At 54.8% G+C, this 14,460-nt stretch carries 13 protein-coding genes; 4 read left to right on the top strand and 9 right to left on the bottom strand.

Going from position 1 to position 14,460, the window contains the following annotated elements; translation table 11 throughout:
* Positions 1-330: 330 nt before the first annotated feature.
* A complete protein-coding gene (locus VH413_15900) occupies positions 331-1,122 on the bottom strand; it encodes a class I SAM-dependent methyltransferase (GenBank protein HEX3800178.1) in 792 nt (263 codons plus the stop codon).
* On the bottom strand, positions 1,079-1,360 hold the full coding sequence (locus tag VH413_15895) for a hypothetical protein (GenBank protein ID HEX3800177.1): 282 nt from the start codon (positions 1,358-1,360) through the stop codon (positions 1,079-1,081). Before VH413_15895 ends, VH413_15900 begins: the two co-directional genes overlap by 44 nt.
* On the opposite strand from VH413_15895, the gene typA reads away from it, so the two are divergent.
* The 3 genes from typA to VH413_15880 all read left to right on the top strand — a co-directional run bounded on the left by typA (position 1,350) and on the right by VH413_15880 (position 6,938).
* Complete coding sequence (typA, locus tag VH413_15890; GenBank protein ID HEX3800176.1) at positions 1,350-3,179, top strand: translational GTPase TypA; 1,830 nt, start codon at positions 1,350-1,352, stop codon at positions 3,177-3,179. The genes VH413_15895 and typA overlap by 11 nt on opposite strands.
* 119 nt (positions 3,180-3,298) lie before the next feature.
* On the top strand, positions 3,299-5,236 hold the full coding sequence (locus VH413_15885) for a tetratricopeptide repeat protein (protein ID HEX3800175.1): 1,938 nt from the start codon (positions 3,299-3,301) through the stop codon (positions 5,234-5,236).
* 106 nt (positions 5,237-5,342) lie between these two features.
* Positions 5,343-6,938 (top strand): AAA family ATPase, encoded by a 1,596-nt coding sequence (locus VH413_15880; GenBank protein ID HEX3800174.1) that lies wholly within the window; start codon positions 5,343-5,345, stop codon positions 6,936-6,938.
* Here the strand turns inward: VH413_15880 and VH413_15875 are convergent, their stop codons facing one another.
* From VH413_15875 to VH413_15855, 5 genes are all read right to left on the bottom strand, one after another.
* On the bottom strand, positions 6,939-7,700 hold the full coding sequence (locus VH413_15875; GenBank protein HEX3800173.1) for a 2-phosphosulfolactate phosphatase: 762 nt from the start codon (positions 7,698-7,700) through the stop codon (positions 6,939-6,941).
* Positions 7,701-7,711: 11 nt separating this feature from the next.
* Complete coding sequence (locus VH413_15870; GenBank protein ID HEX3800172.1) at positions 7,712-8,662, bottom strand: DNA glycosylase; 951 nt, start codon at positions 8,660-8,662, stop codon at positions 7,712-7,714.
* The gene (locus VH413_15865; GenBank protein HEX3800171.1) at positions 8,640-10,826 is read right to left on the bottom strand and encodes a glycosyltransferase family 39 protein; all 2,187 of its coding nucleotides are present in this window, start codon (positions 10,824-10,826) and stop codon (positions 8,640-8,642) included. Before VH413_15865 ends, VH413_15870 begins: the two co-directional genes overlap by 23 nt.
* 100 nt (positions 10,827-10,926) lie before the next feature.
* The gene (locus tag VH413_15860) at positions 10,927-11,463 is read right to left on the bottom strand and encodes an adenine phosphoribosyltransferase (protein ID HEX3800170.1); all 537 of its coding nucleotides are present in this window, start codon (positions 11,461-11,463) and stop codon (positions 10,927-10,929) included.
* Positions 11,464-11,472: 9 nt separating this feature from the next.
* Entirely contained in the window at positions 11,473-12,462 is a 990-nt protein-coding gene (locus tag VH413_15855; protein ID HEX3800169.1) for an RNA polymerase sigma factor RpoD/SigA, read from the bottom strand.
* Positions 12,463-12,553: 91 nt separating this feature from the next.
* On the opposite strand from VH413_15855, the gene VH413_15850 reads away from it, so the two are divergent.
* Positions 12,554-13,234 (top strand): phosphatase PAP2 family protein, encoded by a 681-nt coding sequence (locus VH413_15850; GenBank protein HEX3800168.1) that lies wholly within the window; start codon positions 12,554-12,556, stop codon positions 13,232-13,234.
* A 27-nt stretch (positions 13,235-13,261) separates the two neighbouring features.
* Here the strand turns inward: VH413_15850 and VH413_15845 are convergent, their stop codons facing one another.
* Both VH413_15845 and VH413_15840 read right to left on the bottom strand, forming a co-directional pair.
* Entirely contained in the window at positions 13,262-13,951 is a 690-nt protein-coding gene (locus VH413_15845; GenBank protein ID HEX3800167.1) for a zinc metallopeptidase, read from the bottom strand.
* Positions 13,952-14,229: 278 nt separating this feature from the next.
* A partial coding sequence (locus VH413_15840) for a hypothetical protein (protein HEX3800166.1) occupies positions 14,230-14,460 on the bottom strand: 231 nt, incomplete at its 5' end.

Below are 14,460 nucleotides of genomic sequence, written 5' to 3'. Positions count from 1 at the left end.
TTTCCGCAAAGGATTGTCTCGCAACCAGAACATACAATTTTACGTGGACAATGTGTAAAATAAAATCGTCGCATCCACCTAACAAACAATAATTTGCAACTTAACTTATTTATCTCCAAAAAAGATGTGGGTAATGACAAGGCTTTCAGCCGGGGGACGATGCACCTCTTAAAAAAATCTATCCCGAGCGAAGCGAGGCAAGCCCGTTCCCTGGAACCAAACCTCGCAAACCTTATCTTCTCACAAACACAAAATCATTCTCGTGATGGATGTTCATCCCATACTCTATGAATCCCGTCCGCCACGGTCGGATCGCTTCGCATCCCCTTATCAATTCCTTGCCCGCGCAATCGCCACCAAATTATCCGCGAGAAAAAACCGCGCCAGCCCCCACTCACTAAACCCATACGCCGCTCTCGCCGGCCCCAGCCACGGCGATTGCTTATACGCATTCGTGCGCGCCAAAAGCTGTGAGCGTTCCGCCCGCGCCACCTCGCGTTCACCCCGGCGAAAATCCTGCCAGATGACCAGCGGATTAAAATGTGTCGTACGCACGTTGAACACGCTCAATTCCCGCTCAATAAATTTTTTAAGCGTCTGCGCCGTGAAATAATTAAGATGCTCCGGAAAAATATACCGATACTTCGCCCCCAGCAATCGCACCGCCAGCGAACCCATGTTCGGCACCAGCACAAAACAAATGCCACCCGGCTTGAGCAATTCCGCCGCGCGCCGCAAAAACAAATGTGGCTCAAACAAATGCTCCATCACCGCCCAAAAAGTGATGGCATCGAATTTTTGTCCAAAGTCGCGCGTCAAAAAATTTCCCCGCGCAATCGCCACCCCCATTTTCGCCGCATGTTCCAGCGGCGCCGTCGAAACATCCGTGCCAAGTATTTGGTAATCGCCCGGAAACCGCCGATTGAGTTGATGCAAAAATCCGCCGGACGAACACCCCACATCCAGCACCGAGCCCTTTGGGCAATGCGCGCGAAAAATCCGCAATTCCCGCTCGAACCGCACCGGCGCATAATCACTCGCCAATTTATCTGGCGAAAGATATTCCGCCCCGGCCTCGTCATAAAATTTCCCCGTAGCCATGTGCGCCGGAACCGGGTTCACAAAAATCATCGAGCATCGCGCGCACCGCACGAGCGGCAATTCGTGTTTTTTCAAAAAAGCTTTCGCTTCCGTCTGCTGGCAAACGGGGCAGGGGCGCGAAAAGCTTTGATCCATTGAAAACAGCGTAGAATGGACGGCCTTTTATTTCAAGCGAGCCCTTGACGTTGGCCCTAAGTTTTGGCAAAGTATCCGACTCTAGTTTTCGTTTGATTTTGAATACAGAAATTATGGAACACATTCGTAACATTGCCATTATTGCGCACGTTGATCATGGCAAGACCACCTTGGTGGATTGTTTGCTGAAACAATCCGGGACCTTCCGCGCCAACCAGGCGACGGAAGAGCGCATGATGGATTCGATGGATTTGGAGCGCGAAAAAGGCATCACCATTCGCGCCAAAAACGCCGCCTTCAAATACAAGGATTACCACATCAACATCGTGGACACTCCCGGCCACGCGGATTTCGGCGGCGAAGTCGAACGCATCATGAACATGATTGACGGCGTGTTGCTCGTCGTGGATGCCGCCGACGGCCCACAGGCGCAAACCCGTTTCGTCCTGCGCAAGGCCCTCGAAGCCGGCGCCAAGCCCATCGTCGTCATCAACAAAATTGATCGCGACAACGCCTCGCCCCACAAGGTGCTCGACCAGGTGTTTGAATTGTTCATGGCGCTCCACGCGACCGATGAGCAGTTGGATTTTCCCGTCATTTACGCCAGCGCGAAGATGGGTTACGCCAAGGTGGAACTCAACCACGCCAGCGGCACGATGGAGCCGTTGTTCGACGCGATCATCAAGCACATCCCGCCGCCCCGCGCCAGCGCCGGTGAAGGTTTCAAGATGCTTATCGCCAACCTCGATTACTCGGATTATCTCGGCCGTATCTCGCTCGGCAAAATCGTTTGCGGCAAAATCAAGGTGGGCGATCCCGCCGCGTGTATTCACGGCGATGGCCGCAAAGACGTCGGCAAGATCACCGCGATTTATCATTTCGAGGGCATGAAACGCATCGAGATCAAGGAAGCGCACGCCGGTGACATCATCGGCATCGCTGGTTTTGAAGAGGCATTCATCGGCGAGACCATCACCGATTCTCCCGACCGCGAACCGATTCCTTTCGTGCCCATTGATCCACCGACGATTCAGATGCAATTCGCCGTCAATGACGGACCGCTCGCCGGTCAGGACGGCAAACTCGTCACCGCGCGCCATATTTGGGACCGCCTCGTAAAGGAAATTCGCACCAACGTCGCGCTGCGCATCGCGCAAACCGACGCCACGAATATCTTCAGCGTCAGTGGCCGTGGCGAAATGCAAATCGCCATCCTCGTCGAACAAATGCGCCGCGAAGGCCACGAAGTTTTGGTCTCGCGCCCTGAAGTCATCTATCGCAAAGACGCCGAAGGCAATTTGTTGGAACCAATCGAAAAATTGTTCCTGGAAATTCCCAAGGACGCGATGGGCGACGTCATGCAAAATCTCGCCAATCGCAAAGGCGAAATCACCAACATGAACCATCATGGCGACGAAATCAGCATCGAGGCCATGATCCCCACGCGCGGCCTGATCGGCTTTGAAACCGACCTCGTCAACCAGACCCGCGGCATGGGTGTGATGAGTCATCTGTTCCACGAATACGGCCCCGATCGCGGTGACATCGCCGCGCGCAAAAACGGCTCGCTCGTGAGCATGGAAAGCGGCGAAGCGATGGCTTACGCCCTGAACATGGTGCAGGAACGCGGTCGCCTGATGGTTGAGCCCGGCGACCAAATCTACGTCGGCATGATCGTCGGCGAAAACGCCCGCGAAAACGACATCCCCGTTAATCCCTGCAAAGCGAAACGCCTGACCAACATGCGTTCGCAAGGCGATGGCAAAGGCATCTCGCTCGCGCCGCCCTTCAAGATGTCCCTCGAACGCGCGCTCGAATACATCAGCTCCGATGAATACGTCGAAGCCACGCCCAAGAACCTGCGCCTCCGCAAAAAAGAACTCGACGAAAACAAACGCAAGCGCGCCGCCCAAAGCCGCTCCGCGAAAGTCGTGGAGAACTAAGCGAACCAAATTAAAACAAATCAGCCGGCGGCACTCTTTAGTGTTCGCCGGTTTTTGTTTTATAACGAGTGGGTTGTCGTTCGCTTGACCTGCTTCCTCCTCAGGTTCTAGCATGCCGCATGAAATTGCCCAAAGCCGCATCCGGAAGCCGCGGTAATTTTAAAAAAGACGACCCTGCGGATCCGCGTCTTTGGCGTTCTCTTCTCAAGCTGGTTTTGGTGCTGATCACCGTTGCGGTATTCCTTCCCGCGCTTCGCAGTCGTTTTATAGATTATGATGATCCCGATTACATCATTCTGAACGTCCACGTCGTGACCGGGCTTTCCTGGGACAATATAAAATGGGCGTTCACCAGCATGGACGCCTCGAACTGGCATCCGCTCACCTGGATTTCACACATGCTGGACTGCGAACTTTTCGGGCTCTATCCATTTGGCCATCACGCCGTAAATGTCGTGCTGCACAGCCTGAACGCCACTCTGGTTTTCATCGTTTTTGCCCGAATGACTGGCGCAACCTGGCGAAGCTTCCTGCTGGCATTGATTTTTGCCATTCACCCGTTGCGCGTCGAATCGGTCGCCTGGGCCTCCGAGCGCAAAGACGTTCTCAGCGGATTTTTCTGGCTGCTCACCATGTATTGCTATTGCCGCTACGTGGAAGCGGTGAAAGAGAAAGCCAAGTCCAAAAGGGGTTTGTATGCGCTCACGCTGATTTTCTTCGCCTGCGGGCTGATGTCCAAGCCATCGGTGGTTACCTTGCCGTTTGTCCTGTTATTACTGGATTACTGGCCGTTCAAACGGAATATCTCCGCAAAACTTGTCGTCGAAAAAATTCCCTTCTTCGTCCTCACTTTCATTTCTTGCATCGTGACCTCGCTCGCCCAAAAAACCGCCATTCTACCATTCAAAAAACTCCCTCTCGATTTGCGTCTTGAAAACGTGTGTGTCGCCTATGCGGATTACCTCAGCAAAATGTTTTGGCCAACGAATCTTTCTGTCCTCTATCCGTTGCCCGATCATTTGCCATTCCTAAAAGTAATCGCCTGCGGTTGCTTGCTCGTAGCGATTTCAATCGCCGCATTCGTGCTCAAGAGGCAACGACCTTATCTGCTCGTTGGCTGGTGCTGGTTCCTTGGCGTTCTGGTCCCAATGATCGGATTGGTGCAAGTCGGAAGCCAGGCGTTTGCGGATCGTTACACTTATCTTTCAGCAATCGGCATCGGCATCATGCTCGCGTGGAGCATTCCCAACCTGGCCGGATGGCTTCGGACCGGCGTCGTCGCGGCAGCGGCGGCCTTGATTTTAATTTCATGCGCCATCACGCGCCGGCAAATTGATTTTTGGCAGAACAGCGAAAATCTCTTTCGGCACGCGCTCGCATCCGGCGGCGAAGACAGCTACCAAATTCATGGTTACCTTGGAAACGCCCTCACCACGGAAGGCCATCCCGAAGAAGGCGCCGCCGAACTTCGCAAAGCAATCCAGTTAAAGCCGGATGTTCCCTTGCTGCATGAACGCCTCGGCATGGCCTTGCATTCGAGCGGAAAACTGGCGGAAGCGAAGGCGCAATTTGACGAAATCCTGAAAAACGACGCCACCAATTCTGCAACCACACTTAATGAACTCGGCAGTGTTCTGTATGACCAGGGCCAGGTTGCGGACGCCATGCAGCACTACGAGATGTCATTGAAGCTCAACCCCAATCTCGCTCCTACTCACTATAATCTGGGCATGGCGTTCAACGGAAAAGGCGATTACGCGGCCGCCGCTGATGAATTTCAACGGGCCGTAAGTATAAATCCCGGTTATGCCCCCGCCCATTATCAGTTTGGACTGGCCTGTTTCAACGCCGGTCGCATGGATGACGCGATTCGCGAAATCAGCTTTGCGCTCGCGTTGGCGCCCAATTTTGCCAAATGGCATTTCTCGCTGGGCGAGGCATTGGTCAAAGCAAATCGTTCCGACGATGCCGTCTCCGAATTCCGCACCGCCCTTGATTTGCAGACAAATTATCCCGAGGCCGCGCGGGAATTGCAGAAACTGAATGCCAAACCCTGACGATAAATTCCAGGCCGCTCCTCGACAATCCTTCGTCTCGAACTATATTGTTTCGTGAATGAGGGAACGAGGCAGAAAAATTTCGCACTAATCAAATTTCTGATTTATGACCAGACCAGAATACAACGGCCCGACGACGCCCGAGGAATTTCAGCGGCAGATGGCGGAATTCATGCGCCAGCACTTGCAGCGCGCGGACGCGGCCTCCGCGCCCAAATCGGATTTCGATAGTTCCGCGGAAAAAGAAGACAAGGCTGGCAGTGATGGCGCGTTGAACTTCAATTACAAGCCGCGCGAGATCAAAGAATATCTCGACCGCTTTGTCATTCGGCAGGACGACGCGAAAAAAGTTTTGAGCGTCGCGCTCTGCGACCATTATCATCAGGTGCGCCGCGCATTTGAAGGCAAGGAAACTCCCAATTACGCCAAGCAAAACATCATTCTCGTCGGGCCCACCGGTGTCGGTAAAACCTACTTGATCCGCAGCGTCGCGGATTTGATCGGCGTGCCGTTCGTGAAAGGCGACGCGACAAAATTTTCCGAGACCGGCTACGTCGGCGGCGATGTCGAAGATCTCGTGCGCGAATTGGTCCGCCGCGCCGATGGCGATGTTTCGCGCGCGCAATACGGCATCATCTACATTGATGAAATTGACAAAATCGCCTCGGCCAGCAATTCCAGCGGGCGCGATGTCAGTGGCCGTGGCGTGCAGACGAATTTGCTCAAGCTGATGGAGGAAACGGAAGTGCCCGTGCGTTCGCCGCAGGACATCGCCGGCCAAATCCAGGCGATGATGGACGTGACGCAGCGAGGAAAAAAATCCTCCGGCATGATCAACACGAAGCACATTTTATTCATCGTCAGCGGTGCATTCGGCGGCTTGGAAAAACAGGTGCGCCGCCGTCTGCGCGAGGCAACCATCGGTTTCGCCGCCGCCGCTGTGAAAGAAGAAACGGATTCGCAGACCTTGACCCAGGCGCAGACACGGGATTTTATCGAATACGGTTTTGAGCCTGAATTCATTGGCCGATTGCCCGTTCGCGTGGTTTGCCAGCCGTTGAGCGTGGATGATTTATTTGAAGTGTTGAAAACTTCGGAAGGCAGCATCATCCGGCAGTACGAACAATCCTTCGCGGCCTATGGCATCGAGGTTTTATTTCACGAAGACGGTTTGCGGCGCATCGCTGAGCTTGCCGCGGAGGAGCAGACCGGCGCGCGCGGCTTGATGACCGTCTGCGAACGCATCTTCCGCGACATCAAATTCGAATTGCCTTCCACGCTCGTGAAACGCTTTGTGGTGACGCGCGAATTGGTGGACGGCCCGGCGGTCGAATTAAAAAAATTGCTCGCGGAGCATCAAAATGAAGAGCGGCTGGTCGCGCGGCAACTCGTGAATGAATTTGCGGAAAGATTTCGCGAGAACCACGGATTGAAAATCAAATTCACCGAGGCGGCGGCTGACTTGCTGGTTTCCCAGGCGCTTGAGCGCGGCAAGGCGGTGCGCGATTTGTGCGGTGAACGCTTCAAGGATTATCAGTTTGGCCTGAAACTGATTTCGCAGAACACGGGCCGCGATGAATTTGAAATCAGCGTTGAAGCGGTCGAAGCCCCGGACAAAATCTTGAGCGATTGGGTCGTGGCCAGCTATCGGCAGAAAGAAATCTCTACCACCGGGCAGCCAACCAGCAACGCCACAAGTTGATTATACCTCCAGCCTGCGGATCGAGCCGTTCTCCATTTTTGCAACCAGCGAATAAATATTACGTTGCAGGCACCACGCAACGTCTTCACGCAACTCAGGCAGGGCCATGAGCCGCCGCCCATTGCGGCAATGCGTTACCGCGCCATTTAAATCATCCGAGTGCTTTTGATAAATATGTAGTGCTGTGATTGCCGAATCGGCGATGTGCTCCGCCGGAAAATGGGGTTGAAGCAACTCCACCAACGCGCCCGCGCCCAGCACATCCTCATAAGAAGATTCTTTTCCCGTGCCGCTGCAAACCAGCAATAAATCAGCGGTCACATTGCGCGCCAAAAAATCCGCCGTCGCGCTGAGATTCAAAAATGAACCAACCAAAATAGTTCGCGCATGCGCGCACGCCCGCAACGCCCGTGAGCCATTGGTGGTCGAAAGCACAATCGTTTTGCCACGTATATTAGCATTCGTAAATTCGCGCGGCGAATTGCCAAGGTCAAAATCAATGCCGCCCGTCAACTCTGCGCAGATGCGATGCCCTTTGCGTTCGCCCGCCAAAAGACATTCTGAATGGTTTCGCCGATAAGCCAGCGCCTCGGGAATTTCGCTTACGGGAACCACCGCGTCCGCGCCATTTGCCAGCGCGGTCACAATCGTGCTCGTCGCCCGCAGGATGTCGAAGACCACACAGGTCGTGCGGCTCAGATCGCGCTGGGCGAGCGCGGCAAATTCCGCGGGGGCAAACAGGACTTCAAGGTTGGCGGCCATGGGCAAAGAGTCTAAGCGCGGCGCGGCTTTTTCAAGTCATTCCGTTTCGCGCGGCGGCTGGATTTTTTAGGCTTTGGTTCCTTGCGATGCACCCGCATGTAATGAAACAAATATTGCTGCGCGTATCCGGCGTGCGCGCCGAAATAAGTCGCGATGAAATTTTCAAGCCGCCTACGCGAAGGATTCCGCCGTGGAAAATAAAGTTGGCGCAACGCCTTCATCACCCAAACATCCACCGGAAACGCGCCCGGGAAATCGTACGCGAAAAGCAAAACACAATCCGCGATTTTCGGCCCCACGCCGGGCAAGCTGACCAAAGCTGCCCGCGCTTCAGCCAGCGAAATCGAATGAAGTTTCTCCAGTGATAAATTTCCCGAGGCAATGGACCGCGCGGCAGCCAGCAAATACGGCGCGCGAAAACCCATTTTACAATCACGCAGTTCCGCTTCAGTGACGCTCGCCAATCGTTCCGCCGTCGGAAACGACCACGCCGGAGAATGCCCGGCCGGAACTTCAATCGGCTCCCCAAAGCGTTCGCACAGCAGCGTAATGATCTGCCGGATCTGCACGATCTGTTTCGTGGACGATAAGATAAACGAGGCAAGACATTCCCACGGCTCCTGCCGCAAAAGCCGCAGACCATTGCACGCTTCCACCGCCCTGCGCATCGCTTCGTCTCCGGGAAAACTTGCGAGAACAACCTGCAAATCTTTTTCGATCTGAAGATAATGCGTGAGCCATTCCCAATCCGCCACCGGCGCGGCGGTCCAGGCAATCATCCCGTCATTGTTCGCTCGCAGATGCACCCAGCGTTTGCCGATCACGCCAGCCCAACCGTCCTCGTGCGATTGCCAGCGAAAGGCCTGGCCGGAAGTAAGCGTCGCGGCCAAATCGTAATGCCGTACCAGAAAAATTTTCTCGCCCGGCTTCATCGCCACTTTAACGCAAGCCGCGGCATTCACTGATTTGCAATCGGCGAATGGGCTGGCCGCGATACATCACCAGGGCCGTTCCCAGGTCGGTGACCGAATCAAATTCATCCCGAAGCTCCTGCGGAATCGCCACCAAATATTTCCCCGCCAGGTCAAGCTCCTGCACGTAAATCGCATTTTGACCTTTGCGATCCAAATAATTTGGCCAGAAGAAAAATTGGTTATCGGGAGTTTTGGTGATTTGATAATAAACCAACGGATGGTCTTTCACCGTGGCCTTCGCTTCAGGCAGATTGAATGTCAATTCCCCCGTGATGCCGTAATGCGCGCAAATGATGAACACCGGCTTGCCTTCCGCCATTAATTTTTGGCGGTAACCTTCCACCACATCCGCCGTTTCCGTCCAACCTTTCACCCGGCGAGTGGAATCCAACGCGGCGGGAAGCTGATGGCCCTCGGCGAGTTTGGAAACCAGCGCGGTATCGCGCAACAACACCGCGGCGATGCAGCCATAAACCAGCGTGCCGATGATCCACGGTTTAATCCGGCGAAAACCCGCATGCCAGCGGTCTTCCCAATAAATCACCGCCACGCAAAAAAACGGAAGAATCGAGGGCGCAATCCAATTCGGCAACACGCGCGAATGAAACGATAACAGGAAATAACACGCAAACAATGGCGCGCCCATGCAGAAGAAATAAAGCAGCAACGTATGATTGCGGCGGCGCTTCCAAAAAGCGAACAAGGCAAACACCGTCGGCAGGAAAATAAATGGATTCTGCAAGCCCGCTTCTTCAGCGACAAATTCCAAGGTAAATTTTTTGAAACCAATCCAAAGATTGGCCAGCGTGAACGCCCACGGTTGATCGAAACGTCCACCTTCCGAAACATGCTTGACCGTGATCCAGCCGTGCTGAGCGTTCCACACCACCACCGGTGTCGAGCACAAGAGAGTGACGAGCAACGCCAGATACGGACCGGAACGGCGCAGTTGTTTGCGCGACGGCGGATAAAGCGCAAAAATTGCCACCCACGAAAGTAATTGAAACAGCGCCGTGTATTTGCTGAGAAAACCCAGTCCCATCCACAGACCTACCCACAACCAGTCCTTTGTCGTAGCCGAATCCTGAATCGCGCGCCATCCCGCGATCATCGCAAACACCCAGAACATCACCGACAACGGATCAATCGTCATCAGGATACATCCAACCGAAAGCAACGGCGTTAGCGGCATCAACACCGAAAGCCAGAACGCGGTCCGAATATTGGCGACCCGCGCGACAAATCGAAAAAGCGGAATCGCGGTAAGCGTCGCGATCACCGGCGAAAAAAAGCGCACGCCAAACGCCGTGTCGCCCCAAATGTGCGTGCCAAGAAATTGCGTGAGCGCGATGAGCGGCGGTTTGCTGTAGTAGGAAATCGCGAGATGCTTTGACCAGATCCATTGATAAGCTTCGTCTTCCGAAAGCGTAATAAGTCCGCTGGCGATGTACCACAAGTTCGCAAAAAGTTGCGCGAAGATCAGCGTATAACCCAGCCGCATCCAATGTTGATTGAGCAATTCCGCGTCACCGGGCGCGGGCGCCGGCAGGATGACCGGGTTCATCAGCGATGGCATTCGCCGCCACCAAAGCGGGAACCAACGCGCGCCCGCCCATTTCCAAATGGCATCCAGCGTCCACACACCGCCGGCGGCATAACCCGCGCCCAAAATCGCGCCAGCCAGAACGTCGCTCGGATAATGCACGCCATTATAGATGCGCGAAAAACTGACGAGCAACGCCATCGGCAACATGAAGCGGATGCTGCGGCGATAATAAATAAATGCGACCATCGTGGCCGCGAACCAATTCGCCGCGTGTGATGAAGGCATGCTGCCGCTGCCGCTTTTCCCGATGCTTGCCGGCATGTGAACATCCGTCAGCGTAAAAAACGGACGCGGACGCGCAATAAGTTCTTTCAGTGTGTTGCAAATGAGCGAATCGCCGAGCGCGATGGCAAGGATCAGCATCGCTAAAAAAACTCGCCCGCGCGCCCCGCCCTTCCAGCCGATGATGATTGCCGCAATCACAATCGCCGGGGCAAAAAGCGGAGTGCCGCTGAAAAACGGCATCACGACATCGAGAAAAGAATTGCTCAGCGCCGGGTTGATCAGATGGAACAACCCAGCGTCAAGGGTTTGAAGCCAGTGCATTATCAAGGAAGTTTACTTCGATTCCGCCTCTTGCAAACAAATAAAACGACGGCCTCAATCGGCGTCGTGGCAAAAGCGAGAACCGCAGAAGCGGACGTTTTCAATAATTGACGATGGAACGAACCGGATAATCCTTCAATTTATCCCGGCCATTAAGAAAGCTGAGTTCGATGAGAAAAGAAATTTCCAGGATTTGCGCGCCGACTTTTTGCAGGAGCGCCGCCGCCGCCGCCGCCGTCCCACCCGTGGCCAGCAAGTCATCAATCAAAAGCACGCGGCTGCCGGGCTTGACGGCATCCGTGTGGATGGCGATGGATGACGTGCCGTATTCCAGATCGTAATCTTGCTCATGCGTCTGATAAGGGAGCTTGCCCTTTTTGCGCACCGGAACGAACCCCGCTTCGAGTCGCAGCGCGGCCGCCGCGGCAAAAATAAATCCCCGCGCGTCAATGCCCACGACGGCATCCACCATGCCAGGCTTGAAACGGCCGGTGAGCAGATCAATGCTGCCGGCAAAAAGATTCGAGTCGGCGAGCACCGGCGTGATGTCTTTAAATTGAATGCCCGGCTTGGGAAAGTCAGGGATGGTGCGGATGGAGCGTTCGATGTCGGCGGCCGTGGGACGGGATTGGTTCATGTTAATAAATCAGGTTTTCTTGGCTTCAAATTTTTCGATCATCTTGCGCAATTTTTTCAGCGCAATATTTTGGATCTGCCGGACGCGTTCGCGCGTGACGCCGAATTTTGCGCCGACATCCTCCAGCGTTTTCTCACTGCCCCCGTCGAGCCCAAAACGATACCGAAGAATCGTCGCCTCGCGCGGATCGAGCGTCGTCACCATCTCCTGCAACATATTGACGACCGTCTTTTCCTCGAGTTGTTCGTACGGCGACTCCGCATTTTCGTCCTGCACGATTTCGGAAAAATTATTCGAGTCCTCATCGCCGATCGGCGCATCCAGCGACGCGGGGCGGATGGCCGCGGTGCGCATCTGGCTAACCCGCAACGCAGAAATCCCCATCTCCTCCGCCAATTCCTCATCCGTCGGTTCGCGCCCAAGAAATTCCTGCAACTTAAGCGCGGTGCGGCGCATCTTGGAAATCTTGTCCACGAGATGCACCGGCAGGCGGATGGTTTTCGACTGGTTCGCCAGCGCGCGCTTGATGGATTGCTTGATCCACCACGAACCGTAAGTTGAAAGTTTTCCGCCCTTTGCCGGATCAAATCGTTCAACAGCCTTCATCAAACCGATGTTGCCTTCGCTGATCAAATCCAGCAGCGGCAACCCGATTCCCTCGTAATCGCGCGCGATTTTCACGACGAGGCGCAAGTTCGCCTTGATCATGTGTTCGCGTGCTTTTTTGTCGCCCTTCTTGATGCGCGCGGCGAGTTGGATTTCTTCGTCGGGCGTGAGCAATTTCACCTGTCCGATTTCGCGCAGATAAAGCCTTATTGCCGTGTCGCCGTCGTAACGCCCGGATTCGCGCCGGATGAACGCCGTCGTGTCGCCTTCGTCGGGTTTGGGCAGGTTGGGTTCCGGAATGACATACGCGGCGGGCTTGGATTCCGCCGGCGCTGAAGTTTTAGCGCGTCGTTGGGCTTTGGCTACTTTTGGTTTTTGCGTCTTTGCCGCCATAAACGCCCAAGACGTTAAAGACGAATCGCGCCGCCGCAAGAAAATTAAAAGTTGATTTTTATTTGCCGCGCAACTTGCTAGATTCACCGCGATGTCCGCGCCCAATGCAAAATGGAAATTTCTTTTCTGGCTGTTTCTCGGTGTCGCTGCAATCGCGCTTGCGTGGCGGCTGGACAATCGTGTTGACGCCGCGCTGGACGTGACGTCGTCGCCGAACTGGCATCGGGTCGCGCAGTGGTGCTCCAAAATCGGCGAAGGCTGGGCCGTCGCGCTTTGGGGAATTTTGTCCGCCGTGATTTTTTTCCTGATGAAGCGCCCGGAAGTCGCGGCGAAAATTTTCTTCGTGGCTCTCACGTCGGAAATCGCCGGACTTGCTTCGATCATCGTCCGCGCCTTCGTCGGACGCACCCGCCCGAACGCCCATGCGCCGCAGGGCATTTACGGCTTATGGCACGACAGCCACTGGATCATCGGCAAATACGAATTCAGTTCGTTTCCGTCCGGCCACTCGGCGGTCGTAGCCGGGCTGGCGGCGGCGGCGTGGCTGTTCAATCCCCGCTGGGGCGCGGTCGCGGCGGTTTATGCGGTCGCGGTCATGTGGTCGCGCATCGCGCAGGAATCGCACCATCTGTCAGACGTCACGGCCTCAATCGTTCTTTCAATCCCAATCGCGGTGCTGATGAAAAAACATTTCGCGTCCACGAATGAAATCTTTTTTGAGAAACTTGCCGACAAAAAAGCTGCGGGAAAATCTGTTGCAAGAAAATTTTAGGACGGCAGCAGTTCGTTTCTGCCGAAATTATCTCCGGCGGTCGAGGGTAATCAGATAAAGCAGATTCAAAACCGAACTGACCAGTCCGGCGACGTAAGTCAGCGCCGCTGCGTCGAGAACTTTGCTGATGCCCATGCGTTCGTCTTCGCGCACGAGACCGAGCCGGAACAACTGCTCCTTCGCACGGCGGCTCGCGTCAAATTCCACAGGCAGCGTGACGAGTTGGAACAACGTCATGATCCCGAACATCACAATCGCAAGCAGGATGAATTGATGAAAAAATGACCGGAAAATAAATCCTGCGAAGAAAATTCCCATGTAAGCCATGCTTGCAAACTGCGTCACCGGCACAATCGCCATGCGAAAATTGAACAATCCGTAAGCCGCCTGATGCTGCAACGCGTGGCCGGATTCGTGCGCCGCCACGCCGACCGCCGCGACCGTGCGCCCGCTGAAATTTTCCGACGACAAAAACAGCGCGCGCTTCACCGGGTCGTAATGGTCGCTCAAGTGGCCGGGAACTTCCTCGACCGGCATGTCGTTGAGGCCGGCGTCGTCGAGGATTCTGCGCGCCGCCTGCGCGCCCGTCATGCCCGACTCGACGGCCACCTTGCTGTATTTGCCGTAAGCGTGCGACAACTTCACCTGCGCCCAGATGCCGATGAGCAAGCCGGGAATCGCGAACAAAAAATACAATGGATCAAATCCGTAAAACATAAACTCGTTTCAATAGAATAGACAGCGCGTCCGCCGTTTTCATTCAAAGGAACACGCCGCCTTTGCTGGAATAAAACATAAATTGAATTGCCGCGCAACATTTGTCGTAGCCGCCGAAAAATTTTGTCGCGCGAAGGGCGCGAAGGCGGCGAAGTCCACATTGAGGTAAGTCTAATTCAAATCTCCAGCACTTTCTCAAACCGCGTCAGATTTTTTTGCGCCGCAGGCCGTGACAGGCACCGTTCACTCCATCCGGCCTTCCATTGGAGGGAGGAGTCTTACGGATGTGCAGGTTCCACGATCACCGGTCCGGGTGCGGGCGCGGGTGTCACCACGACTGTCTTGTGGTGACCCGGGAAAACAATGCATCCGGTCGTTCCGAGGAGCAGGGCGATGATGCCGGTTAAAAGCAGAATTTTATTCATGCTTTGCTTATTTAAGCCGGTGGAACTGGCAAGGAGAAGGTGGTAGGCGGAGGCGGCTCTGTTGGCTGCGTGATTCTGGCCGGG

The sequence above is a fragment of the Verrucomicrobiia bacterium genome, assembly GCA_036268055.1.
Taxonomy (GTDB): Bacteria; Verrucomicrobiota; Verrucomicrobiia; order Limisphaerales; family Pedosphaeraceae; genus DATAUW01.
This window is presented reverse-complemented; position numbering and strand designations above follow the sequence as displayed.

What these genes read in the sequence shown, in the direction of transcription:
- typA (HEX3800176.1), top strand. Translation starts at nt 1,350, where the DNA reads ATGGAACACATTCGTAACATTGCCATTATTGCGCACGTTGATCATGGC.
- VH413_15895 (HEX3800177.1), bottom strand. Translation starts at nt 1,360, where the DNA reads ATGTGTTCCATAATTTCTGTATTCAAAATCAAACGAAAACTAGAGTCG.
- VH413_15885 (HEX3800175.1), top strand. Translation starts at nt 3,299, where the DNA reads ATGAAATTGCCCAAAGCCGCATCCGGAAGCCGCGGTAATTTTAAAAAA.
- VH413_15880 (HEX3800174.1), top strand. Translation starts at nt 5,343, where the DNA reads ATGACCAGACCAGAATACAACGGCCCGACGACGCCCGAGGAATTTCAG.
- VH413_15875 (HEX3800173.1), bottom strand. Translation starts at nt 7,700, where the DNA reads ATGGCCGCCAACCTTGAAGTCCTGTTTGCCCCCGCGGAATTTGCCGCG.
- VH413_15865 (HEX3800171.1), bottom strand. Translation starts at nt 10,826, where the DNA reads ATGCACTGGCTTCAAACCCTTGACGCTGGGTTGTTCCATCTGATCAAC.
- VH413_15860 (HEX3800170.1), bottom strand. Translation starts at nt 11,463, where the DNA reads ATGAACCAATCCCGTCCCACGGCCGCCGACATCGAACGCTCCATCCGC.
- VH413_15855 (HEX3800169.1), bottom strand. Translation starts at nt 12,462, where the DNA reads ATGGCGGCAAAGACGCAAAAACCAAAAGTAGCCAAAGCCCAACGACGC.
- VH413_15850 (HEX3800168.1), top strand. Translation starts at nt 12,554, where the DNA reads ATGTCCGCGCCCAATGCAAAATGGAAATTTCTTTTCTGGCTGTTTCTC.
- VH413_15845 (HEX3800167.1), bottom strand. Translation starts at nt 13,951, where the DNA reads ATGTTTTACGGATTTGATCCATTGTATTTTTTGTTCGCGATTCCCGGC.